Source organism: Nostoc sp. DedQUE05, assembly GCF_034530955.1.
GTDB lineage: Bacteria > Cyanobacteriota > Cyanobacteriia > Cyanobacteriales > Nostocaceae > Nostoc.
The window spans coordinates 18,474-43,085 of the sequence record NZ_JAVRCB010000045.1 but is presented as its reverse complement, the minus strand read 5'-3'; the positions used below and the strand labels follow the sequence as shown (position 1 = coordinate 43,085).

The 24,612-nt window shown below is 42.8% G+C and carries 23 protein-coding genes; 15 read left to right on the top strand and 8 right to left on the bottom strand.

The window, feature by feature from the left end; translation table 11 throughout:
* Positions 1-137: 137 nt before the first annotated feature.
* Positions 138-317: a CopG family transcriptional regulator gene (locus tag RMZ42_RS27320; protein WP_322674360.1), complete on the top strand. Its 180-nt coding sequence runs from the start codon at positions 138-140 to the stop codon at positions 315-317.
* Positions 318-803: 486 nt separating this feature from the next.
* Here RMZ42_RS27320 and RMZ42_RS27315 read toward each other — a convergent pair whose 3' ends face one another.
* Positions 804-950 carry a ribbon-helix-helix protein, CopG family gene (locus tag RMZ42_RS27315; RefSeq protein ID WP_094348756.1) on the bottom strand — a complete coding sequence of 49 codons (147 nt, stop codon included), beginning with the start codon at positions 948-950 and terminating at the stop codon, positions 804-806.
* A 1,024-nt stretch (positions 951-1,974) separates the two neighbouring features.
* Between RMZ42_RS27315 and RMZ42_RS27310 the strand changes: the two genes are divergently transcribed.
* The 5 genes from RMZ42_RS27310 (at position 1,975) to RMZ42_RS27290 (ending at position 9,648) form a co-directional block, all read left to right on the top strand.
* Positions 1,975-2,475 (top strand): fatty acid hydroxylase, encoded by a 501-nt coding sequence (locus RMZ42_RS27310; RefSeq protein ID WP_322674359.1) that lies wholly within the window; start codon positions 1,975-1,977, stop codon positions 2,473-2,475.
* Positions 2,476-2,917: 442 nt separating this feature from the next.
* Positions 2,918-3,055 (top strand): hypothetical protein, encoded by a 138-nt coding sequence (locus RMZ42_RS27305; protein ID WP_322674358.1) that lies wholly within the window; start codon positions 2,918-2,920, stop codon positions 3,053-3,055.
* Positions 3,042-5,021: an ATP-binding protein gene (locus RMZ42_RS27300; protein ID WP_322674357.1), complete on the top strand. Its 1,980-nt coding sequence runs from the start codon at positions 3,042-3,044 to the stop codon at positions 5,019-5,021. Before RMZ42_RS27305 ends, RMZ42_RS27300 begins: the two co-directional genes overlap by 14 nt.
* A 13-nt stretch (positions 5,022-5,034) precedes the next feature.
* Positions 5,035-9,165 carry a PAS domain S-box protein gene (locus RMZ42_RS27295; protein WP_322674356.1) on the top strand — a complete coding sequence of 1,377 codons (4,131 nt, stop codon included), beginning with the start codon at positions 5,035-5,037 and terminating at the stop codon, positions 9,163-9,165.
* 105 nt (positions 9,166-9,270) lie between these two features.
* A complete protein-coding gene (locus tag RMZ42_RS27290; RefSeq protein ID WP_292814899.1) occupies positions 9,271-9,648 on the top strand; it encodes a response regulator transcription factor in 378 nt (125 codons plus the stop codon).
* Positions 9,649-10,004: 356 nt separating this feature from the next.
* Here the strand turns inward: RMZ42_RS27290 and RMZ42_RS27285 are convergent, their stop codons facing one another.
* The gene (locus RMZ42_RS27285) at positions 10,005-10,217 is read right to left on the bottom strand and encodes a hypothetical protein (protein ID WP_322674355.1); all 213 of its coding nucleotides are present in this window, start codon (positions 10,215-10,217) and stop codon (positions 10,005-10,007) included.
* A 482-nt stretch (positions 10,218-10,699) separates the two neighbouring features.
* Here RMZ42_RS27285 and RMZ42_RS27280 point away from each other — a divergent pair, with 482 nt between their 5' ends.
* The 5 genes from RMZ42_RS27280 (at position 10,700) to RMZ42_RS27260 (ending at position 14,585) form a co-directional block, all read left to right on the top strand.
* A complete protein-coding gene (locus tag RMZ42_RS27280) occupies positions 10,700-11,794 on the top strand; it encodes a phosphotransacetylase family protein (protein ID WP_322674354.1) in 1,095 nt (364 codons plus the stop codon).
* A gap of 151 nt (positions 11,795-11,945) precedes the next feature.
* Positions 11,946-12,857 (top strand): helix-turn-helix transcriptional regulator, encoded by a 912-nt coding sequence (locus RMZ42_RS27275; RefSeq protein WP_322674353.1) that lies wholly within the window; start codon positions 11,946-11,948, stop codon positions 12,855-12,857.
* Between the two features lie 84 nt (positions 12,858-12,941).
* Positions 12,942-13,445, top strand: coding sequence for a hypothetical protein (locus RMZ42_RS27270; protein WP_041565591.1), 504 nt, complete (start codon positions 12,942-12,944; stop codon positions 13,443-13,445).
* Positions 13,446-13,595: 150 nt separating this feature from the next.
* A complete protein-coding gene (locus tag RMZ42_RS27265; protein ID WP_322674352.1) occupies positions 13,596-13,994 on the top strand; it encodes an MAPEG family protein in 399 nt (132 codons plus the stop codon).
* Between the two features lie 99 nt (positions 13,995-14,093).
* On the top strand, positions 14,094-14,585 hold the full coding sequence (locus tag RMZ42_RS27260; protein WP_322674351.1) for a YajQ family cyclic di-GMP-binding protein: 492 nt from the start codon (positions 14,094-14,096) through the stop codon (positions 14,583-14,585).
* A gap of 70 nt (positions 14,586-14,655) precedes the next feature.
* On the opposite strand, the gene RMZ42_RS27255 is transcribed toward RMZ42_RS27260, so the two are convergent.
* Genes RMZ42_RS27255 through RMZ42_RS27245 form a run of 3 tightly spaced genes read right to left on the bottom strand, consistent with a single transcriptional unit; the run spans position 14,656 to position 15,883 of the window.
* The gene (locus RMZ42_RS27255) at positions 14,656-15,213 is read right to left on the bottom strand and encodes a glutathione S-transferase family protein (RefSeq protein WP_322674350.1); all 558 of its coding nucleotides are present in this window, start codon (positions 15,211-15,213) and stop codon (positions 14,656-14,658) included.
* 6 nt (positions 15,214-15,219) lie between these two features.
* The gene (locus RMZ42_RS27250) at positions 15,220-15,684 is read right to left on the bottom strand and encodes a hypothetical protein (protein WP_322674349.1); all 465 of its coding nucleotides are present in this window, start codon (positions 15,682-15,684) and stop codon (positions 15,220-15,222) included.
* A gap of 31 nt (positions 15,685-15,715) precedes the next feature.
* Entirely contained in the window at positions 15,716-15,883 is a 168-nt protein-coding gene (locus tag RMZ42_RS27245) for a hypothetical protein (RefSeq protein ID WP_322674348.1), read from the bottom strand.
* Between the two features lie 267 nt (positions 15,884-16,150).
* Here RMZ42_RS27245 and RMZ42_RS27240 point away from each other — a divergent pair, with 267 nt between their 5' ends.
* Positions 16,151-16,870 (top strand): tetratricopeptide repeat protein, encoded by a 720-nt coding sequence (locus tag RMZ42_RS27240; protein ID WP_322674347.1) that lies wholly within the window; start codon positions 16,151-16,153, stop codon positions 16,868-16,870.
* A gap of 225 nt (positions 16,871-17,095) precedes the next feature.
* On the opposite strand, the gene RMZ42_RS27235 is transcribed toward RMZ42_RS27240, so the two are convergent.
* Both RMZ42_RS27235 and psaM read right to left on the bottom strand, forming a co-directional pair.
* Positions 17,096-17,506 (bottom strand): hypothetical protein, encoded by a 411-nt coding sequence (locus tag RMZ42_RS27235; protein ID WP_322674346.1) that lies wholly within the window; start codon positions 17,504-17,506, stop codon positions 17,096-17,098.
* A gap of 317 nt (positions 17,507-17,823) precedes the next feature.
* A complete protein-coding gene (gene psaM, locus RMZ42_RS27230; protein ID WP_040630342.1) occupies positions 17,824-17,913 on the bottom strand; it encodes a photosystem I reaction center subunit XII in 90 nt (29 codons plus the stop codon).
* A gap of 199 nt (positions 17,914-18,112) precedes the next feature.
* Between psaM and RMZ42_RS27225 the strand changes: the two genes are divergently transcribed.
* From RMZ42_RS27225 to RMZ42_RS27215, 3 genes are all read left to right on the top strand, one after another.
* Positions 18,113-19,384, top strand: coding sequence for an FGGY-family carbohydrate kinase (locus tag RMZ42_RS27225; protein WP_322674345.1), 1,272 nt, complete (start codon positions 18,113-18,115; stop codon positions 19,382-19,384).
* Between the two features lie 492 nt (positions 19,385-19,876).
* Positions 19,877-21,055: a sulfate adenylyltransferase gene (sat, locus tag RMZ42_RS27220; protein ID WP_322674344.1), complete on the top strand. Its 1,179-nt coding sequence runs from the start codon at positions 19,877-19,879 to the stop codon at positions 21,053-21,055.
* A gap of 176 nt (positions 21,056-21,231) precedes the next feature.
* On the top strand, positions 21,232-23,343 hold the full coding sequence (locus RMZ42_RS27215; protein ID WP_322674343.1) for a caspase family protein: 2,112 nt from the start codon (positions 21,232-21,234) through the stop codon (positions 23,341-23,343).
* Between the two features lie 128 nt (positions 23,344-23,471).
* On the opposite strand, the gene hisC is transcribed toward RMZ42_RS27215, so the two are convergent.
* Entirely contained in the window at positions 23,472-24,521 is a 1,050-nt protein-coding gene (gene hisC / locus RMZ42_RS27210; protein WP_322674342.1) for a histidinol-phosphate transaminase, read from the bottom strand.
* Positions 24,522-24,612: the final 91 nt, after the last annotated feature.

The window sequence follows — 24,612 nt, the reverse complement described above, 5'->3', positions numbered from 1 at the left end:
AATACCTAATATTCTCAGTAATATTTTTGGGAGTAAAGCTTAAGTTCAATCTCAAAATCCCGATTTTCACTGGTAAATACAGCTAAAAATTGGCAATCTTGATAAGGAAAGTTTCTATATATCTAGCTTATCAATCAATGAATAAAACTGCTGCACTTAAATTTCCCCGTTTGACCACCTCCAGTCAAAAAAGAGCGCTTAAGCGAATCACTATCAATTTGACATCAGATGAAGCTCAAAACTTTGAAAAGTATTGTGAACAGACAGGCAAACTAGCAATAGACGTGATTCGAGAACTCATTCAAGCTTTGCCTTGAGCTGTCCAACGTTGACGCTAAGTCTGAAAAGCGGTATTCCAGAAGAGTTATAGCTAAAGTAGAAGTACAGATTTGGACAAAGGTTTCCAATTTTACCTGATGTGAGTAATCGCAAGAGCAGTAATCATAGATTAGATCCTCACGACTGTATATTTGCTACCTCAATGCTATTGTTTGTGGCGAAAATTTTAAACAATATGGGTTAGAGATTATTTTCTGACGAAGATGACGACACAATATAGTCACCGAACCAAAAAAAATATTCTCTCACTCCTCATTGTGCAACTCAATAATAGCGCTCATGTTATCTTCTTTTTGGCACGCTGCGCTCGCAGTAATGAGCGCAGCGTGCCAGAAATTAAATTTTTACGTTCTTCTCAATCATCACAAAAAATTACTACCTCTTACTTTAAGACCTCCAATTCAACCAAATTTTAATAGTTATATCTTGAAAATCAACGGGTGAAATAGTTCGCAAATCTACTTTTATTTTGTCAGTGGCAAGGCTCGAATAAGTTCTCTGATGACATCCGTTGCTGGTCTGCCTGTCTGTTCACAATATTTTTCAAGGTTTTTGGCTTCATTTGAGGCCAGGTTTATAGTGATTCGTTTGACCGCCCATTTTTTGTTCATACTGAAATAGATAAATCGTGTAATCATAACTTCAAATCCTGATTTTACCTTCCAACTGGAAAGTAACCTAAATTTTGGATATATTGAGGCACCCTTTTAATCGGACACATTGTAAATAAATATTGCAGGTGTGCTTTCTTGATTTACTAACTTGTCTATAAATGATAAAGGAAGAATCAATCTTTGGTACTCTATCATTTAATTTTTTATATCTCTTAGCTTAGGCTGTAGTCTAATGCATACCCCGTTCGCTGTGCGTAGCAAGCTATACGCAGCAGTAACCACAAAACAAGGGTGACACATAAAGTTGCCAGTGTCTACAACTTGAGCGAACGAATGGTCTAGAGTAAGGAAATTCAAACGCACTTGGCAAATAAAGATAAATTATCAAATTTTCCCTATCTTTTTAATGTTTATTAATCGTTGAAAGTGTAAATTTAAAGCGATATTATTACTCGATTTATAGAAAATATCTATGGCATCTAATTAATTATAGATGCTGCAAATTTTACAGATATTCAGTTAATTTATAAACCTACTTGATTCACTTCAAAAACTCAATTGATATTGGCATAATATCTATTTAGATCGTTATAAATTGAGTCATCGTTCAAGCTTAATTGCAATAAATTTAGAATTAACAATATTGCAGAAATCCTTAACCTAAATTTTTACCAAGCTTAACTCAACCTTTGCTTATGCTGTATGCCTTAGTAAGAAGATTGTGTAGTAACTATAGTAAAGTACTGTATTTACATCGGGTTTTAGAGGTATTAATACCATTAACCCAGAGCTAGAAGTCAAATTGGAGGTTCTTACAAGTTGCTGTTGACTGCATTAAGGATCGAAGATTCATGAAACTGCAACTGATCCAATTACATATACTCTGAGCCAAATTAACTGGAGGGTAGACTCATGAGAGACACAGGTGCTACTTGCATAGCGCAAAACAGGTGTCTACGCCTACAGCATGACATTTGCATATTTTCTGTGGAGTTTTCTTAATTATTCTTGAGGAGTACAAATGCTTGAGGCTATCGCTGTTGCTTGGTTGTTACTGTTTGTTGGCGATTTTCTATCTACATTTTTTTACCACGTACCCGAGCACGTTTTTGGTAGCCTTCATTTAAAAACGCACCACTCCTGGAAAAAAGACTTCCGCCACTACGCTATTTTGACTTTTAATCCCCAGGTTCTTTTAGATGGTATCTTGGGAGCTTTGCCTTATGTACTTATAGCAGTAGTCCTGTGGTCTTTTTCTCCTATTGGCGTGATTTCTGGATTACTGCTTGGTCAATTACATGTATGGTGGAGACATATAAGTGTACTGGGTTGGCAAACTTCAAAGCCTGTAAATATTTTATGCCAAATTCTATTTATTACTACTCCTGAAAGACACTGGTTACATCATCACAAAACTAATTTGGGTTTCGGTGATATTTTTACTTTCTTTGAACAACCTGCACAAATGTGGTTACGCTGGCTACGGCTACTCAGACTTCGTTTTCGCTACTCTCGGATCTAACTAAAACTAGCACCTACCTAAATACTTTTTAAAATCACCAAAAGAAGCTGCGATCGCAGCTTCTTTTGGTACACTAAAGGCGATTATTCTACTCTCATAAATACGCTAACTTTTATACTCAAAAAAGCTAATTCCCAATTTATCAGGAGTAGTAACAAGAGACACAAATTTACCATAGATGAAAATCTATGGTTTTATCTAATTAATAAGTTTTTACTTATAGTTATTTTAGAACCTATCAAATATTAAGCTAGTTATAAGAACAGAAAAATGCCTCTGGTAAAGAGTTTAAAGGTATTTGCTACCGTTCGACTTCGCTGTTATATCGCTAAGGTTTTTGGGAAAACTAGCCTTAATTACTAAACTGTTATATCCCTAGATTTGTATGAAAATTCCTCTCTTCTTGGGAGATGGTAGCTCTTGCTTGCTTATGCAAAGGAGTATGGATAGCGACGTTGAAGGTGGCAGGAGGTTGCAATACACTGTATTTTTCTCGATGAGAAACTACGCCAACGAACCAACACTGATTGTGAGAAATTTGCAACCTGCTCTAGATGAGGTGTTTCATGCCCGCACTTAGCCTTAGAAAGATGTTCAACAAAAAAGAGTTGCCATCTCTTATTCATAACTTAGTCTATCAGTTCAACATCGCAATTGATGTTGAACTAGTAGACGGCACGAAACTAATTAGTATTGGAGAGCAAACAGTAGAAAACCGTTATCCAATCGAGGTTTCAGGAGAAATCATCGGTTGGGTTGTTGGAGAAGAACAGGCAACTATACTTGCAAATTTGCTCTCATTTCTGGCAAAGGAGGAAGCTGAGAAGAAAGTACTCGCCAAAGAATTGTTAGAGCGATATCAGGAAATTGATTTGTTTGACGATATCTCGACTCAACTGACAACAAGTTTAGATACGCGACAGATTGCCCAACTTGTGCTTCAAGAATTGAGTCAATTAATTGAATCATCTGCGGGGATGATTTTGCTTTTGAATCGAGATGCAACTGCGTTTGAAATCATTGCCGAATTTGGAGTGTTTTTTGACCACAGTCAGCCAGAACCTGGTAAGGGAATTATCGGCAGCATTGTGCAATCCAACCGGGCCGAACTCGTTAATGATGTGCAAGCCGATCCGCGATTAGAGGGGCAAAAAAACGTTAGTGCAATGATTTGTGTACCGTTACGAGCCAAAGAGCGGGTACTGGGAGCGATCGCCATCGGAACGGTCAAAACTGACTCATACAAGGCTGAACACCTGAAACTGGTGAGTATCTTTGCCTCTCAAACAGCGATCGCTATTGACAAAGCTGTGCTTTACGAGCAAAGCACTCAAGTAGCTCTTCAGGCAAAAGCCCAAACACAGAAGCTTCAGCAAGCTCTCCATGAGTTGCAATTAGCTCAAACTCAGTTAATCCAAAGCGAAAAAATGTCCAGTCTCGGACAACTTATTGCTGGAGTTGCCCACGAAATCAACAACCCAGTTAATTTTATTTGCGGCAATTTAAAGTATGTTGCCGAATACACTAAAGACTTGTTACACCTGTTGGAAAAGTATCAGAAATTTCTACCTATTGCTCCTCCAGAACTGGAATCAGAGTTAGACAATATAGACCTGGAATTTATCATCCAGGATTTTCCCAAACTGCTAGATTCGATGAAACTGGGCACAGGTCGCATCGTCGAAATTGTCCAATCCCTGAAAAACTTCTCCCGCCATGATGAAGCTGAAATGAAAGCCGTGAACATCCACGATGGCATCGATGGAACCTTAATGATTCTTCACCATCGCCTGAAAGCAGATGTTCATCGTCCGGCAATTGAAATCGTTAAAGACTATGCAACACTTCCTCTAATTGAATGCTATCCCGGACAATTGAATCAGGTGTTTATGAACATCCTGGCAAATGCCATTGATGCTTTGGAAGAAAGCATGGAAAATTGGAGACTCAAAAATAATCCTCAATCTCCAGCTCCCAATCTCCAAATTACTATTCGTACCATAGCCATTGACCACCAGTGGGTTGTAATTCGCATTGCCGACAACGGCCCAGGAATGAAGGAGGAGGTAATTCGCCGCATTTACGATCCCTTCTTCACCACGAAAGATATTGGTAAGGGAACGGGGTTAGGCATGGCAATCAGCTACCAAATTATTGTAGACAAACATGGGGGAATGCTTAAGTGTCGTTCTCAACCGAGTGAAGGCACAGAATTCTGGATTCAGATTCCAATAAATTGTGCATTGGCAGACGCTATTGAAGAACAAAATAGCACCTCTGCCTTGCCAACTCCCACAACGGAATCATCCCCTACTCCCGATACCGACGGCTTCATTCCATCAACAGCTCCAATCCTCAAACCGACGGATCTGCTGATCCGCCATACTCAACTGATCCAGCGACTTTCACAACACAGTCCAGATGTGGAAAGTGCATCACCCGATCAACTTTATCAGATGTTTCAACACCACCCAATTTCGTTAAAGCTTTACGCCACTTTGTTGTCTTGGTTTTGTTGTTCTAACTCTGCCCAAATACGCCACTAAAGAAACCTCAATCATGTTTAACCAACTTGATGAATACAATAGTCAGCTATTTGAACAATGTCCTGTTGGGCTAGCACTATGCCGAACAGATGGGACGTTAATTAGCATCAATTTTGCCTATGCTGCCATTTTGGGGCGTACTGTTCCAGAAACTCTGAATCTCACCTACTGGCAGATTACCCCAGAAAAATATGCTGCTACAGAGCAATCTTGCCTAGAAGATTTGGAACGAACTGGTCGCTATGGACCTTATGAGAAGGAGTACATCCACAAAGACGGGCATCTGGTTCCGGTGAGGATTTCTGGACAGATGATTGAGAAAGATGGAGAGCAACTGATCTGGTGTAGTGTAGAGAATATTAGCGACCTTCGACGCATTCAGCAGGAACGCCAAGATACCGAACAAACACTGAAACAGAGTGAAGCCCGATACCGTTCTTTGGTAACAGCTAATACACAAATTGTCTGGATAAGCACACCAGAGGGAATTTGCTTTGAACTGGCAAGCTGGATAGCCTATACAGGCCAAAGTCTAGCTGAAGCGGAAAATGGGGGCTGGATTGATGCCGTTCATCCCGACGATCGCGCCTATACCGGAGAAGTCTGGAGTGCTGCCGTGGCAAACCTGAGTATGTATCAAATTGAATACCGAATTCGTGGCAAGGATGGCAACTATCGCTACTTTTGGGTCTGGGGTGCGCCCGTTATAGAAGAAGATGGCAGCGTCCGGGAGTGGATTGGCACCTGCACCGATATTCACGATCGCAAACTAGCAGAAACCGAAAATCAGTATCTGGAAAAACGTTATCGCTCTCTGGTGACAGCTACTTCCCAAATGGTTTGGATTACCACTCCTGAAGGAATGCAAAAGGCAGATATGTCGAACTGGAGAGCCTATACAGGTCAGAGTGTAGCCGAAGCCGATGGTTGGGGCTGGATTGATGCCGTTCATCCAGATGACCGCCTCCACACTGCCGAAGTTTGGAGTGCCGCTGTGAACAATCGCAGCCTATATGAAGTTGAATATCGGGTTCGTGCCAAAGATGGCACTTATCGCTACTTTTGGGTCTGTGGTGTTCCTCTCTTAGAGGAAGACGGTAGCATCCGGGAGTGGGTAGGTACTTGTACTGATATTCACGATCGCAGGCTAGCAGAACAAACTCTGCAACAGAGCGAAGAACGGTTTCGCTCTTTGGTGACTGCCAGTTCGCAAATTGTCTGGGTGACTACCCCTGAAGGAAAGGCGGTGAGCAGTGAAATGTCTACTTGGTTAGCGTACACAGGTCAGAGTGCAGATGAAATCCAGGGTTTGGGCTGGCTCGATCCGATTTACCCCGATGACCGTACCTGCACCGCCCTAGCCTGGAGTGCTGCTGTGGCAAATCAGAGTCTCTTTCAAACCGAATATCGGCTGCGTGGTAAGGATGGCACACACCGCTACTTCTTTGTCTGTGGCACCCCCATCCTAGAAGCTGATGGCAGCGTCCGAGAATGGATTGGCACCTGCACCGATATCCACGATCGCAAACAGGCAGAAGCCGAAAATCAGCGTCTTCAAGAACGATATCGCTCCTTAGTAACTGCTACTTCACAGATTATCTGGGGGGCTACCCCAGAAGGACTGGGAATCAGCAGGGAAATGCTCACCTGGATGGCCTATACGGGGCAAAGCGAGGCTGAAGTTGAGGGTTGGGGCTGGCTCGATCCGATTCACCCAGATGACCGTGCCAGTTCTACAAAAGTTTGGAATGCTGCTGTGGCAAACCGAGGTATCTACCAAACTGAATATCGGCTGCGTGGCAAAGATGGCACATACCGCTACTTCTCTGTCTGTGGTGCTCCCGTACTAGAAGAAGACGGCAGCATTCGGGAATGGATTGGCGCTTGCAGCGATATTCACGATCGCAAGCTGGCAGAAGCTGAAAATCAACGTTTATTGGATATGTTGAATCATTCCAGCGATGCCATCATTGTCCGCGACATGAGCGACAAAATCTCTTACTGGAATCAGGGTGCCGAAAGGCTCTACGGTTGGACGCGTGAGGAAGTGAAAGACCAATACATTCACGCATTTCTGAAATCAACCTTTCCAAAACTTTTAGAAGAAATTCGATCGGAGTTTCTCCGGCAGGGCACTTGGGAAGGAGAACTGGAACACATCACATACGATGGCAAACCCATCGCCGTTCAAAGCCGTTGGACTTTGCAACGAGATTTATCCGGTCAACCCTGCGCCATGCTAGAAATCAATACCGATATTTCTGTTCGCAAACAAGCAGAAATCGCTCTGCGGCAACTGAATCAAGAACTGGAAGCCAGAGTTGTTGAGCGGACAGCTGCCCTGCAAAATACCCTAGCAGAAGCGCAGGGGTTAAATGCCATTTTAGATAATTTAGCAGATGGTTTGTTAGTGGCAGACACCACCGGACAAATCACCCACTTCAATCCTGCCTTTCTAGCTATGTATGAATTGACAGCTAACGCCGTCAACGGTCACTACCGAGAATTACCCATATCTGGTTTAGCAGAACTGGTTGCACGAACTCAATCGCATCCCGGTGAGGTGTTATCTGCCGAAGTTGCACTGACCAAAGAACGCATTGGTCAGGCAGTGGCAACCGCCATTTTCAAAAAGACGGTAAATTCAGAACCCGCTGCCTGCTTCGGTTCGGCGCTGCTAATTCGGGATGTGACGGCAGAAAAGGAAATCGACCAGATGAAGACCGATTTCATCTCAACAGTTTCCCATGAACTGCGAACGCCACTGACTTCTGTCCTCGGTTTTGCGTCGATCATTCAAGAAAAGCTGGAAACCGATGTGTTCCCAATGATTTCTACCGAAGACCGCAAGCTTCAGAAAACGATTAAGCGGGTGGCTGACAATCTCAACATTATTGTGTCGGAAGCAGAACGGCTCACGTCTTTGATTAACGATGTCCTAGACATTGCCAAGATGGAAGCAGGTAAGGTGGAATGGCAAATGCAGCCGATCGATCCCAGCGAATTACTGGATTGGGCAACCAATTCTACTGCCGGGTTGTTTGAAACCAACGGCTTACAATTGGTCAGCGAAATTGAACCTGAACTGCCTCAGATAGTAGGCGATCGCAATCGTCTACTGCAAGTTTTAATCAATCTGATTTCTAATGCCGTTAAATTTACCGAATCTGGTTGTGTCACCTGCCGCGTTAAGCAAGGAGACGACGGTGTTTGCATTAGCGTCATCGACACAGGCATTGGGATTGCACCTGAAGACCAGCCGAAAGTGTTCGAGAAATTCCGCCAAGTTGGTGACACCCTCACCGACAAACCCAAAGGGACTGGGTTAGGACTGCCCATCTGTAAACAAATTGTCGATCATCACGGCGGTAGAATCTGGGTTGAGAGTGAACCAGGTAAAGGCAGCATATTCTCATTCATCATTCCCACCTACGCCTGCGATCGACAAACCACTGCTAATCTGAATTTGGATATGCTTGTCAAACAACTCAAAGAACACGTCATCACTAAAAGCGCTGTGTTGAACCAAAACCGTAAAACCATTTTGGTTGTAGATGATGACGCTAACATTCGAGAACTCCTGCGTCAACAATTGGAAAACGAAGGCTACAACGTTCGAGAAGGAAAAGACGGCATGGATGCAATTCATCAAATCAAAATATCCCGTCCCGATTTAATTCTTTTGGATGTGATGATGCCCCAAATCAACGGCTTCGATGTGGCAGCAGTTCTCAAAAATGATCCCCAGACCGCAGACATTCCGATCATCATTCTGTCAATTATTGAAAACAAGGAACGAGGCTATCATATTGGCATTGATCGCTATCTCACCAAGCCCATTGACACAGAAAAACTCCTCAGCGAAATTGGCTCACTGCTTTACCAAGGCACTTCTAATAAAAAGGTATTGGTTGTAGATAAAAATGCATCAGCCTTAAAAACCCTATCAGATGTACTGCAAACTCAAGGATACAGCGTGATTGAAGCCTCCGATCCGCAAGAATGCATTTATAAAGCCTTGTCAGCCAAACCTGACATGATCATCATCGATTCTATCTTCTCTCAAGAAGCCGATTTGGTGAAAACTCTACGGTTTGAGAAGGAGTTGGAAAATGTATTTTTTATTATGTTGTCTGAACAGTAATTGCTAGGGATTGGAGACTGGGGAATGGTAAAGAATTATTCTAATCCCCAATCTTGAATTCCCAATGCCCAATCCCCACTTCCCAATCCTCAATCACCAATCCCCATGACCCAGAAAATTCTAATTGTTGACGATGAACCCAATATCTTAATTTTGATGGAACAAGCCTTAGAAGCATTAGAAGATGAGGGTGTTGAGCTTCTAACTGCTAGAAATGGAGAAGAAGCTCTCGAAACAATCAAAACTGAAAAACCAAACCTGGTTTTTCTTGACGTGATGATGCCAAAAATGAATGGTCTACAAGTCTGCCATATTGTAAAACACGACCTACAAATGACTGATATCTACATTATAATTTTGACAGCGAAGGGACAGGAATTTGATAAACAAAAAGGAATTGAGGTTGGTGCAGACTTATATCTAACTAAACCATTCCGTCCCAAAGAAGTTCTTGAAAAATCAATGCAGGTGTTGGGCTTGTAAGGAAATTATTGAATAATTTTGCCTGCGATCGCAGTACTTGGAAAAATCGGCACAAATGCACAAATATGGTTACGTTTCCTTAATGGATCAACGGTTAACAGTACTCACTCGAAGGGGCGATCAAGTGGCTACAAAGCAGACTGGATAATAGTCATAGCACGTATACCCTTCTGAGAATAGGGTAGTTTACTGGGCTTGATACGCATCAAATCATGAGCTAAATCAGCCCAAAACTCCATTGCACCTACCCATAACTACTCATACCAACCGATCCAAAAGACACTATGTGTCTTTCATTTTGTCTATGTGTGTGCATTTTTCTTTTAATCCACGAATAATTGATTTTTATCTAGACATCATAAACATGAGACAACACGAACTCCTTTTTTACGCATAGTTTCTTTGAGATCCTGATAGAGAGTATCATCACTAACTAACAAACCATGTTTAGTTTTCGTGTTTACAATTGCATATCTTGGTTCTTTTTCTGAAGGTGAAGCATTGAATTTTAAGAGTGCCCAATCAGAGTCCTCCCAGAGATATGAAAATTCTTCTAAGTTTGTGTTCATATCAATACCTCTTTTTTTAAACCTAAATCTTACTTAGCGAAGAAAGGTTTTTAGCTTAATTATGGGTAGTTTTCATTACCACTCTTGTATCTTATACGTATCTACGAGCTAAATTTTAGCAAATAAAATACTACTAATAGTCGATCGATTTAACGTAACTATAGAAGCAGAGTGTTTGGGATAAGTCACCACTTTAGTAGCATAGAACATCGCCAACTCCCGTAGTCGGGAACTGGAACAGCTAGAAACCTAGAAGGCATTGAACCTAGTTTTAAGGTTTCAGACAATCTTTATTGGTTCCAAAACCCAAAAAATTGGTCTGATCTGAAAAGCCTACCCATAAGTGGCTCCCCTGCATGTGCAATCAGAAGGTAATTCTGGGAAAGCTTAATTTGTGAGAGCGGGAGGCTTTTGCCAGAAGGAACTAGAATTAGGAAACACCTAGCTGGGTTCTTCTGACTTTTGAAATTAGGAGTGCATGTGTGCCAAAATCCCCTAAATATTTGCTGATTGGATCGACCGAGAATTACAGCGGTAAATCTGCAACTGTTCTGGGTTTGTCTCATCAGCTACAGCAAAAAGGTCTGGATATTAGCTACGGTAAACCACTCGGTACGTCTTTCAATTCGTCTGGTGGAACCGTAATTGAGGAAGATGTCCAGTTCATCGCTCTTAGCCTCAATTTGCCGGAAAACCGCGTTGCACCTACAATGCTGGCTTTGGATGAACCAAATGTGCAAAAGCGCTTGCGGGGGGAAGACAAAACCGATTATCAGCAGTCCCTAATACAGCAATATTTACATAAGTCTCAAGGAGATTTAGTGTTACTGGAGGGGCCTGGTAATTTGTCCGAAGGCAATTTGTTTGACTTGTCTTTGCTGCAAATGGCTGAAATATTGGATGCTGGTGTGCTGTTAGTAGCCCGCTATAAATCGTTGCTTTCGGTTGAGGCGCTATTGGCTGCTAAAAGGCGTGTGGGCGATCGCTTGATTGGAGTTGCGATCAATGATATCCCTGTCACCCAACTAGAAGCGGTTGAAACCCTCATAGTACCATTTTTGGAACAGCAGGGTATTCCAGTGCTAGCAATGCTGCCGAATAGCGATTTGCTCCGCAGTGTGAGTGTTGGCGAACTAGTCAAACAGTTAAAGGCTGACGTTCTCTGTCGCAACGATCGCATGGATTTGTTGGTAGAAAGTCTGGCAATTGGAGCAATGAATGTCAATTCAGCTGTAAAATATTTCCGCAAACGCCGGAATATGGCAGTGGTGACAGGAGGCGATCGGGTGGAAATTCAGCAAGCGGCTTTAGAAACTTCTACCCAATGTTTAATTCTCACCGGGCAACTACCACCCCCACCGTTCATTCTCAGTCGCGCTGAAGAACTAGAAATCCCCATTTTGTCTGTTGACTTAGATACCCTCACTACTGTAGGAATTGTTGACCGCACTTTTGGTCAAGTCCGCGTTCACGAGCCGATTAAGGTTCAGTATATTCGCCAGTTGATGTCCCAGCATTTTGACATTGACCGCTTGTTATCCAAACTAGGTTTAACTCCCGCAGCGGCATTGTCTTAGATTCATAAGTGTATTGAAGGAGGCAGGAGGCAGGAGACAGAAGGAGTAAATCATCCGGGATCGAATCCCGGATGATTTGAAGCTACTGAAGTAAGGAATTCAGTGGAGTCTTATTAGTGATGGCTATAGAAGTCACTGGAACTAGGAAAAAATGGATTTAACGGCAATTGATCCCCTGAAACTACCCTCGCTTCCATTGGAGAAAAAAGCTGATCTCCCTGACTGTCCAGCCATCTATTTCGCGATTTCTGGTTCTGGGGAAATTCTCTACATAGGCAGAACTGCTGATCTTGCACGTCGTTGGATATCACATCATAGATTTAAAGAACTCATTGATTTGGGAAATGTCAAGTTAGCTTGGCTACAATGCGTAGATCCTTCCATTCTGAAAACTCTTGAAGCCAAGTTGATTTATGCACTCAAGCCAAAGCTAAACGAACAACTGCCATCAAGCAATACACTTTTTTCTTACCTTCACAAAGCCAACCAAAGTACAAGCCCGATAAAAATACAAGGTAGCAAATTAGTGCACGCAATCTTAGCGGCTCTGGTTGACGCACCCTGTAGTGGGTATGATTTAGCAAAACGATTCGATGGCTCTGTAGGCTTTTTCTGGTCAGCAAGTCACCAGCAGATTTATCGGGAGTTGGCGAAGCTAGAAGATCAAGGCTGGTTCAGTTCCAAGTCGATTCTTCAAGCAGGGCGGCCAGATAAAAGGCTCTACAGCGTTACAGGTTTGGGAGAACAGCACCTCAAAGAGTGGATTGCTCAACCTTGTGAACCCACACCGATTAAAGATGATTTACTGGTAAAAATTTTTGCTGGTCATATTGTTCCTAACCAAACCATCTTGGCAGAGCTAGAAAATCACCAAAAAGCCCATCAAAAAAAATTGTCTACGTACCATAACTTAGAACAGCGTTACTTTCAGAATCCGCAAGAACTGCCAGAAACAGCCAAATTTCAGTATTTTACTCTCCTAAATGGCATTAGTTACGAAACACATTGGCTAGCCTGGTGTAACCAAGTAATGGAGTTACTGAAGCAAACAACCGAAAATTAGTAGCAATGTTTAACTCAAGTTTTCCTCGCATCTACACGCTGTTTGGTAAAATATCTGGGTCGTTTAATCTGATTATCCCCATCTTTGAGCCAATCAACAGACCTTATTAACCTCGATACATTAGCGCAAGAACTGGCGACAATCCAGCAAACGGGTTCTAAAAGAATTGCCTTGCTCGGTTCTCGTCATGTCCCGATTACGCATCAGAATCTTATTGAAATGATGACTTATGCCCTAGTTTTATCGGGTAATCGAATCATTACTTCTGGTGCTACAGGTACAAATTCAGCTGCCATCAAGGGAGCAACACGGGCTGATGCAAATTTGTTGACGGTGATTCTACCCCAAAGCTTGGAACGCCAGCCTTTGGAATCACGCCAGCAACTAGAACAGGTAATGCATCTAGTCGAAAATCCCAGTAATGATAATTTGTCTCTTGCTGAAGCTAGTTACTTGTGCAACAAAGAAATTGTTTCTCGTTGCCAGCAATTAATTTGCTTTGCGTTTCATGACAGTCGCACCCTGTTGCAAACCTGTCAAGATGCAGAAGAACAAAGAAAAGTGGTGACGCTTTTCTACTTTGATTAGTCATTTGTCATTCGTCTGTTGTCATTTGTCCTTTGTATTTGACTAATGACCGATGACTGATGACCCTTACGGGTTCGCCAGTCACTCATGGGGGAAACCCCCAAGACCGCGCTGGCTCACTGATGACTAATAACCAACGACTAATAAGTAATGATAATTTTTTTGTACTCGATCGCTGCTGCTGCATTTCTCATTTATGTGCCATTTTTGCTAGTAGCTTATGCCCGTGCGCGTATTGGTTATGAAATGTTTTCTACTCCTCGCGCCATGTTTGATAAATTGCCACCTTATGCCCAACGGGCTACTTGGGCACATCAGAACACCTTTGAAGCCTTTATGATATTTTCCGCAGCCGCATTGATGGCTTATGTAACTGGTGTAAATTCTTTTACAGCCCAAGTAGCGGCGATCGCTTTTGTAGTGGCTCGTTTCCTATACTCGATTTTTTATATTTTGAATATACCCCTTTTGCGATCGCTCATGTTTGCTATTGGCATACTTGGCTGTGCCACTCTCTTTTTCTTGAGTATCGTCCAAGCTACTAGTTAATTGGGGCATGGAAACTGGGGACTGGGGAAGAGTTTTCCCAATCCAAAATCGTTCGACTGAGCGAAGTCGAAGTCCAAAATCTAAAATCCAAAATGTTTTATGGCTTCTACTTTTTCCTTTGACATTGTGAGCGACTTTGACCGACAAGAGTTGGTTAACGCTGTCGATCAAGTTATCCGAGACATCAAAGGTCGTTACGACCTCAAAGACACTGAAACTACTGTCGATTTAGTTGAAGAAAGCATTAACGTTAGTACTGATAGCGAGTTTACCTTAGATTCTGTACACACCATTCTCCGAGAAAAAGCTGCCAAGCGTAACCTCTCCCAAAAAATCTTTGATTTTGGCAAGGTTGAATCAGCCAGTGGTAATCGCGTGCGTCAAGAAATCAAACTCAAAAAAGGCATCAGTCAGGAAATCGCCAAACAAATTTCCAAATTGATTCGCGACGAATTCAAAAAGGTACAAGCCTCAATCCAAGGGGATGCTGTGCGGGTTTCTGCTAAATCTAAAGATGACTTACAAGTAGTCATGCAGCGACTAAAACAAGAAGACTACCCAGTTGCTTTACAATTTACAAATTATCGTTAAAAGATTCGTAATTCGTAATTCGTAGTTAAAAATTCAATTACGAATTACGAATTACGAATTACGAATTATTTTAAGTCCGTCCGCCAATACTTCTTTGAAATGCCGGACGCTCAGATAACTGCTTCATATAGTTCAACACCGCTGGATAGGGGCTGAGGTCTAGCTTTAGTATCATGGGAATGTAATTCAAAATAGACCCCACTGCTACATCAGCGACAGTGAAATCATTGCCAAGTAAAAAAGGTTGCTTACTGAAAATTTCATTTAAGGGAGTCAACAAGCGGGGCATTTCCCGCTCCCGATTTGCTTCTACAAAAATCCCTGGGCCAAGGGTAGCATTGGCAAACAACACCCATTGGGAAAATACAGCATTTTCCTCTGGTGAAAGTGGAGTTTTACTGTGCTTATCAGCAAGATATAGCAAAATTGCCCCAGATTCCCAAAGCTGAAAATCTCCATCAACAATTGCTGGGACTTTACCAAATGGGTTGATTGCTAAATATGCAGGCTGGAGGTGTTCACCCGCCTGCATATCAAGCTTAACGAATTCGTAGGGAATTCCTAATTCCTCTAAATACCAGTGGACAATTGACGCTCGACTACGAGCGCCACCGTAAAGTTTTAGCATAATGACTTAAAGCACTTTATGAGTGTGAGAATGCTGTTTAATATTGTCTTCTTTGGTGACAACTCTGGCAGCATTTAAAACCCGTTTCCGCTCAATTGAATATTTAAATTCAGTGTAGTTTGTACCCAAGGGAATCAGAGATTTTGCAGATTCACGACGCTTATAGGTACGAGCTGCTGCAAATACCCGTGGTACAAACTCTTCTCCAAACTGAGCCGACTCTGGAAAGCCATCTGGTAACAGTGGTGAATCGCCATCCAGTACAGATCCCAAAGTTGTGGCATGAGCCAGCTTATAAGAGGTAGGAATGCCCTTTAAAAGCGCTTCCAAAGCCGCAGAGGGAATCGGTTCTATAACTTCGATTTGATAAACTTCTCCATCTTCTTTAACGAAGCAGGTTGCCAAGCCGATCGCAATGTAATCATCGGTTGCTAAATCAGGGGCATTGGGATAGGAAATTGCAGTTGTCATCGGGAAATTTCTCAAAATTTAAAAATTGAATTTAGGGCATGGGGCATTGGGCATTGGGCATGGGGCATTGGGCATGGGGCATGGGGCATTGGGGATTATTATTTCCCTTGTCTCTCTCATCTCCCTGATTTTCCTTGCCACCAGTCCCCGTCTCCTCTGTTCTCATCTCTAAATGAACGGCTTGTTGGCATTCTACCAATTTGCTGCTCTCACTACTTGACTAGTCTTTGAGATTAACGTCTGCTATTTCTGGAATTCATCTTCGGGATCGAGTATCTATGAATAGCTTTGAGGAGCAATTGTTTATTTAAGGGGTAGATTTCTACTGGTGTGAGTAGTTTAAATCTCAGTCTTAAGATGGCTTCAAGTAACCATAAGTACCTTGAAAATAAAGATAGTGGTAAAACCACCAGCCTTAAAAAATTAGATTTTTATTTAAAAAAGCAGGGATTTCAAGCAGGGAAAGATGAATATTTACTCATTTTTAGCTGACGATGACCAGCGAAGTAACCAATACAAGTATGTTCTAAATACTACAAGCAAACTTCAAGAGCAAAGGAAAAGCGATCGCAGCGAATCTATTTTTGGGGATAACGACTTGCGCTCTTGTGCTTTGAGGTTGGCTCAACAAGGAGATTATACCGAAGCGATCGCACTTTTAAGCCAACTAATTTTCCGCCATCCCGACAATGCCGTTGATTACAACAACCGAGGGTTAATTTATTTCCAAAGTGGCGAAAGGGGAAAAGCGCTTTACGACTACAACACTGCCCTTAAACTCAATCCTTATTTGGCTAGTGCTTATAATAACCGCGCAAATTACTACGCAGCTTGTGGAGAATTAGCAGTAGCTATTGCCGACTACGATCGAGCGATTGATTTGAAACCTCACCATGTTCGGGCGTGGATTAATCGAGGCATTACCTGGCGCGATTTGGGGCAATACGAGGTGGCAATTGAGAATTTTGAGCTAGCACTGCTTTTAGGTCAACTAGAAGGTCATATCTGGGCTGAACGCGGCAGAACTTACCATCTTTGGGGTGACTGGAATTGTGCGATCGCTGATTATCGTCGCGCCCTCACTCAACTACCCTCTCTCGACAATGATAAGGATATTACTGGTTGTCGCTTGCGTTTACAACTCGAAAATTGGTTAGACGAGTTACTATCTCAATCAGCGTCCTAATTGGTAGATTAGTTCTTCTGGGGGATTTAAAATTCAAAATAATTGATTAATTTTGAACTAGAGTTTAGTGACGCTGTATCGCTAATAACTAATAGATGATAACTATATAGCTATTCAAAAATTAGCTATTAACCATTATTTATTAGCAATAATATAAATTAACACCCGGTTTAGACGTAGCCTAAATCACAATAAACCTAAATAATCCCAAATTCGCCATTTGTCTTAGGGTGACGAGTCTGTTTGCTCATCTTCTCGGCGATCTTGATTCATCAACACGATCTGACGCTGGCTGGGATCGAATCGGTATCCTTGTCGTTGTCTGATAATTTTAGCTTCTTGGGGATCAAAGTTACGGCTAAATTCCGCCTGTAAACCATTGACGTGTCCTTCCATCAGCTTGACTTCAGTACTCATTTCTCGCAATTTTTCTTGCTGTAACCAATGATAAGGCAAGAGTTGTGTTAAAGCAGATGCTGCAACGGCTGTAATCACAAGATTGACCGCTATTTTGGCTGTGCTTTCCAGTGCCATCACTTTGTAAGAACGTTGACGAAGATGCCGCTTTGGTCGAGAAATGACCCGGCGTTTTTGTATAGGTTGTAACGGGGGTCTGGAGGGTTGAATCGCGTTCATGATGCTAAAAGATAACCTCGCTTAGTGAAGGGAAGTACTATCAAGAGTGCTGAGTTATGAGTTATGAGTGCTTAGTGAGATTTCCAACTCAGCACTCAGCACTTAGCACTCAGATGCCAGCACTCCTGAATGCTTGATTTAGCTGTCATATTACTTCATTTTTTTGAAATAGCTACAAGTGTCGCACTAGTTAAAAAATAACCTGGCTTACGTAAGTGCAAGGTTTCTAGGTACTTGTGACATAAAGCCATAAAGTCTGGAAATTGCACCCCGTACTGCCAGGATTATTAGCTTTTTAACTGTGTCACATCGGAGCGTTATTTGTAAAGTTCTGTGGCTAATCGCCAAGCCAGAACTCCTGGGATCAAGGCTACAACTAGAGCGATATAGACTTGAGTATCTGAGATGGAAGATATCTGAGCAATGTACAGAGTATCTAAGATAGGCATGGCTGAAAACCTCCTAACCTGAATTGATTTTGAACAGTTCGTTTACTACTTTTCCTTGTTTTGCCAGAATTGTGGAATATCTTGTTACAAGATGCAACAAAAGCAGTTATTGGTCAGTAGTTCTTATTTATTCTCCATTAAAAAATTTATAAAAATTATGAATTTATATCTGGGTATCGACTTCGGCACATCTGGCGGACGCGGTGTGGTGATTGACGAGGAAGCCTCTTGTATTCAGAGAGAGGTGCGATATCCCTTTCACGACTCACCAAATGCCGTTACGCCAAAAATTTGGCAGGAGGCTTTGTTTGCGTTGGTGGAACAAATACCCGATCAATTGCGGCGAGAAATTAAAGCGATCGCAATTAATGGTACTTCCTCTACCGTCTTGCTGGTCGATGCTGCTGGCAACCCTGTAGATGCACCATTGCTGTATAACGATGCGCGGGGATCGTTAGTACTAGAGCATTTGAGGAGTATTGCACCCTCCAATCATACTGTGTTGAGTGCCACCTCTAGCCTAGCCAAACTTTTGTGGATGAGACAATTACCTTCTTTTAATGAAGCTAGATATTTCCTGCATCAAGCAGATTGGCTGGCGTTTCTGCTGCATGGACAGTTGGGTATTAGCGATTACCATAATGCTTTAAAGCTAGGTTATGACGTAGAAGAGTTGAAATACCCAGAATGGCTACAAAAGCTAGAAATACCGATTCAGCTACCCAAAGTTTTAACTCCTGGGACTCCCATTGCCGAATTGCGTTCTGAAATTGGGGACAAGTTTGGTTTAAGTCGTAATTGTCTGGTGTGTGCTGGTACAACCGATAGTATTGCCGCTTTTCTTGCCAGTGGGGCAAAATTACCTGGTGAAGCCGTGACTTCCCTTGGTTCAACGTTGGTACTAAAGTTGTTAAGTTGTACCCGTCAAGAAGATGCCAGATATGGAATTTACAGCCATCGGTTGGGTGATTTGTGGCTGACTGGGGGTGCTTCTAATACTGGCGGTGCAGTACTAAAGCAATTTTTCACCAACCCTGAGTTAGCAAGCCTTAGTCGGGAGATTGATGCTTCAATTGCCAGCGAGTTAGATTATTATCCGTTGTTGAAGGTAGGCGATCGCTTTCCGATTAACGATCCCAATCTATCCCCACGTTTGTCACCACGCCCAGATAACCCAGTAGAATTTTTGCATGGGTTGTTAGAAAGCATTGCCCGCATAGAAACGCGAGGGTATAAATTATTACAACAAATGGGAGCAGACAAATTGAGCCGTGTTTATACAGCTGGTGGTGGTGCGGCGAATGATACTTGGACTGCAATTAGGGCGCGTCATTTGCAGGTTCCTGTAGTAGCGTCAGCGTACACAGAAGCAGCTTACGGGACAGCACTGTTGGCGATGGGGAATGGAAGAAGCGTTGAAAAAGAGTAATTGTGTACCTATATTTTTGTAGATATCTTCTAAATCAGTATCTATCCCAGTGACAATCGACATATCTCGGCCGATACTGGGATGATTAGATACCGGACTATAGATTCCAGGTTCATTATCTGGGCAGCTATTCGGGGATGGGTGCTTCGCAGCAAGCGAATGTCATCGATCCCCTTTACTCATTACTGGTATAAATTCTGAGGGAATTAGGAGAAAATCTAAAGGTTCTTGAAGAAGGTTTGATCTGCGCGATCGAGATTATCATCTAGGGAAAAGGTAAGGCTAAGGACTCGGATTTGATCGCTTTTAATATTTAGTTTGCCCCATACCTCTCGGTCACTGAGCGTAGTCGTTCGCGCAGCGTCTCGTAGAGAAGTGCTGCTCCTCTGCCTCTTGTACCCAATGCCTAAACTATTTTTCTCTACGTACCAGCATTTGATAAGTTAGTACATAATCTGAAACAATAACAGTAAAAGCAGAGAGGGGATTAAGTTGAGTCACAATCCAGATGCCATAGCCCCCCACGGTGGACAGTTGGTTAACCGTATCGCCACATCAGAACAAAGAGCAGAGTTTCTCTCAAAAGCTGACTTTTTGCCACGAGTGCAACTTGACGATCGCGCCGTTTCCGATTTAGAAATGATTGCGATCGGTGCTTTTAGTCCGCTGACGGGTTTTATGAACCAAGAAGACTACGATCGCACTGTGACAGAAATGCGATTAGCTAACGGTCTTGTGTGGTCAATCCCGATTACACTATCGGTAAGCGAAGAAGTAGCTTCCCCGTTGCAAGAAGGCGGCTTAATCCGTCTGGATAACTCCAAAGGCGAATTTATCGGAGTTTTGCAACTTACGCAAAAATATCATTACGACAAAATCCGCGAAGCAATAAAAGTCTACCGTACTAATGATGTCAATCATCCCGGCGTACAGGTACTCTATAACCAAGGTAGCGTACATCTGGCGGGTGATATTTGGTTGTTGCAACGCGAACCTCATCCCCAGTTTCCCAGTTACCAAATCGATCCAGTTGCTTCACGGCAACTATTTCAAGACAAGGGTTGGAAAACTATCGTCGGCTTTCAAACTCGCAACCCCATCCACCGCGCCCATGAATATATTCAAAAGTGCGCCTTAGAAACTGTTGATGGTCTATTTTTGCACCCATTAGTCGGGGCGACAAAAGAAGATGATATCGCCGCTGATGTGCGGATGCGCTGCTATGAAATTTTGCTAGAACACTACTACCCCTTAGACAGGGTAACTTTGGCAATCAATCCCGCCGCAATGCGCTATGCTGGGCCTCGTGAGGCGATCTTCCATGCCTTAGTCCGCAAAAACTACGGCTGTACTCACTTTATCGTCGGACGGGATCATGCTGGTGTTGGTGACTATTATGGCACTTATGATGCTCAGTATATCTTTGATGAATTTGCGCCAAGCGAATTAGGCATTGTGCCGATGAAATTTGAACACGCTTTTTACTGCACCCGCACTAAGCAGATGGCAACATCTAAAACCAGTCCCAGCAGGCCAGAAGAACGCATTCACCTATCAGGGACAAAAGTTAGGGAAATGCTGCGGCGCGGTGAGTTACCTCCACCAGAATTTTCTCGTCCAGAGGTAGCAGCAGAGTTAGCACGGGCAATGCGTATAGAAGTAACGGCTTAGGGCATTGGGCATTGGGCATTGGGCATTGGGCATGGGGATTGAATTTTGAATTTTGAATTTTGAATTTTGAATTGATTTCTCCCCTGCCCCTCCGCTCCCCAGATTTTTGTAACTTTACAATACAGAGTTCAGCCCTGTAAGCTGCTAACTGAATGGCTGAGGGCTGATAGCTAATTATGAAACGTCGCACGTTTTTAGAGAGAATTGGCTCAATACTCGCGGTATTGGGCATAACTGAAGCTGAGTGGTTGTCTTTAGGAAATCGCTATTATCAAGCTTTGGCACAACCCAGTCCGCGCAAGTTGGCATTGTTAATTGGTATTAACCAATACCCAAAAATTCCAGCCCTCAGTGGTTGTCTGACAGATGTGGAACTACAAAGAGAAGTTTTAATTCATCGCTTTGGTTTCCAAGGCTCAGATATCCTAACCTTAACTGAGGAAGAAGCTAGTAGGGAATTCATTGAGACGGCTTTTTTAGATCGCTTGAGCAATCAAGCTAAACCCGATGATACGGTCTTCTTCCACTTTAGCGGTTATGGCAGCCGTGTCAAATTGGAAACATCGCCAGAGACAATGCAAAATGCTCTGGTGACAGCTAATGCCAGTTTTGGTCCACAAGAAGAGAAAATAGTCAACTATATATTAGAAGAAACTTTACTGCTATTATTGCGATCGCTCCCTACAGAACGAGTCACAGCAGTATTAGATACTAGCTATTATGCGCCAACCCCAGTATTAGGATTAAAAAGTCGTGCCCTTCCAGAATCAGTAGAGGCAAAGCTAGCAGCAGAAGAACTCGACTTTCTTCAACAACTTAAAACTCAGAAGTTACCCAGCACGCCGATTGTCTTAGCAGCTACCTCAAATCCCAAGCAGTCGGCGAGGGAAGAACTCTTTTCTGGTTTTAGTGCTGGGTTATTTACCTACGCCTTGACGCAGTATTTGTGGGAATTCACCCCAAATACCAAAATTCAAGTCGCCCTCTCGTATATGGAAAATTCTCTATCCAAATTGGGTAGTAAACAGCAACCAGGGTTATTAAGTAGTCAAAAAAATCAACATTTAACGTCTCTACCGCCAGACAGTATTATTGGTGCAGAAGGCGCGGTGACAGCCATTGAAGAAGACGGCAAAACAGTCCAGCTGTGGTTAGCAGGATTACCGCCACAAGTGCTGCTATACTACGGAGTTAATTCTCGATTTACTTTAGGCACAACAAGAGAAGAATTAGTATTGCGATCGCGGACTGGGTTAACAGCAAAAGCGCAAATTTCCCAAATAGAAGGTGCAAATCCCCTACAAATCGGGCAACTTATCCAAGAAGCAGTCCGGGTTTTACCCCGAAATATTAATTTAATAATTGCTCTGGATACTGGATTAGAAAGAATTGAGCGCGTAGACGCTACAAGTGCTTTTGCTGGATTTCCCCATGTCTCCACCGTAGTCGCAGGGGAAAAACCGGCTGATTATCTATTTGCCAAACTACAGCAAACACCTAGTCGTTATGGTTTATTTTCTCTGAGTGGCGAACTAATTTCTAATGCCACGGGGGAAGCAGGAGAAGCAGTAAAATCAACAGTGCAAAAGTTAGCACCAAAATTATCAACCTTGTTAGCAGCCAAGTTATGGCGACTGACAGAAAATCAAGGTTCTTCCCGCTTGGCTCTCAAGACAACCTTAGAAATAATTAACAACATATCGCCTCGCGTTATCATGCAGCGCGAAACAGTACGAACTTTCAAAACAGAAACTTCGATTCAAAAATCACTCCCTACTCCGATTGTCCCTATCGGTAGTCAAATGCAATATCGGGTAGAAAACCAGAGCGATCGCCCAGTATATTTAATCTTGCTGGGATTAAACAATAATCATACAGCGATCGCCTTCTATTCTTGGGAAACTCCCCAAGAACCAAACACCGCAGACACCAAACCTCTGCTTAAAGAAGTTGTCATCGCTCCAGGTGAAACCCTTACCCTACCCCAAACAAATACTGCTTCCGAATGGATGATTTCAGGGCCAGCTTCTGAGTGCGAACACCAACTGATTTTTAGTACTGCCCCCTTTAACGGAACTCTGGCCGCCTTGAACACTGCCAAGTATTCCACAACCGAACAAGGGCCAATTGGCCCATTGTTAAATTCCTTAGAAGTTGTACAAGCCTTGCTACAAGACTTACATAACGCTAGTGCCTTCAAAACAGAGATGAATGTTACAGCAGCCGATTCACATAGCTTGGATGTGAATAATTGGGCAAGTCTTGGCTTTAGTTTTCAAGTGCTGTAAATTAATGTGATTGAAGAAGAATGCAAAATTCAGAATCAAGACATTCTCTACGAGACGCTGCGCTATTTGCTTTTTACAATCAGAATGAATTCTGACTTCTGACTCTGCCTTATCCTAACGACAAATATTTACGCCCACCTACTTAGTGCCTCTACTAAAGCTTGATTTTGCTCATCTGTCCCAACAGTGATGCGTAATTTATCATCTAGTCCAGGCTGCTTGAAGTAGCGGATTAAAATTCCCCGTTCCTTCAATTTTTGATAGAGATATTCTGCATTTCCTTCTCTTGGCTGCGCTAGCAAAAAGTTAGCTTGGGAATCCCAGATGTGAAAACCTAATTGTTTCAAGTCTATTGCTAACTTAGTCCGTGATGCTTTAATCTTGGCTACACAAGCATTTTTATAAGCTTGGTCAGTGATGGCAGCCGTGCCAATTGCACAAGCGATCGCATCAATGTTATAGCTATCTTTAACCTTAAACAATCCCTGCAACAGTTTAGGATTCGCCACCCCAAAGCCCAATCGCAATCCTGCCAATGAGTACCCCTTAGATAGCGTCCGAAGCACAATGACGTTTTCGTACTCCTTAACCAAAGCCAATGCATTTTCTTCGGTAAAATCTATGTATGCTTCATCGATTGCTAAAACTCCAGATAACTGGCTGGCTAGTTTTCGTAAATCATTTGTTGCTACCACATGTCCCGATGGACTATTGGGCGACGCAATAAAGGTCACAGCCCCATTGGCAGCAACTAATTCGTCCTTTGGTAAGCTGTAGTCTTTGCTGTAGGGAATCTCAATAATTTCCGCCGCTTGCATTTCTGTCAATGTCCGGTATAGCACGTAAGTAGGCATCGGATAAACTACCTTTTTCCCAGGTTCAGCACAGGCTCGAATCACCACACTTAACAATTCGTCACTGCCATTTCCGACAATTATCCAATCACTAGGAACTCCTAAAACTTTACTTGCAGCTTGCCGAAATTCCCCCCCAAAAGGTTCTGGATACCGCCGCAACCACTCACCATCAATATTTCGTAACACAGCTAATGCCGCAGGAGAAGGAGGATAGGGATTCTCATTGCTGTTAAGTTTAATAATCTGTGTACCACGTTGAGGCTGCTCGCCAGGAACATAGCTAGCCATTGCATCAACATTAGAGCGAAAATAGTTGGTCATAAGGCATGGTAAATTGAGTGGGATGTCTACGACGGGCGTAGCTGCGACACCTTATGACGTATCTTAAGCAAATTTCAACCCGCAATTTCTG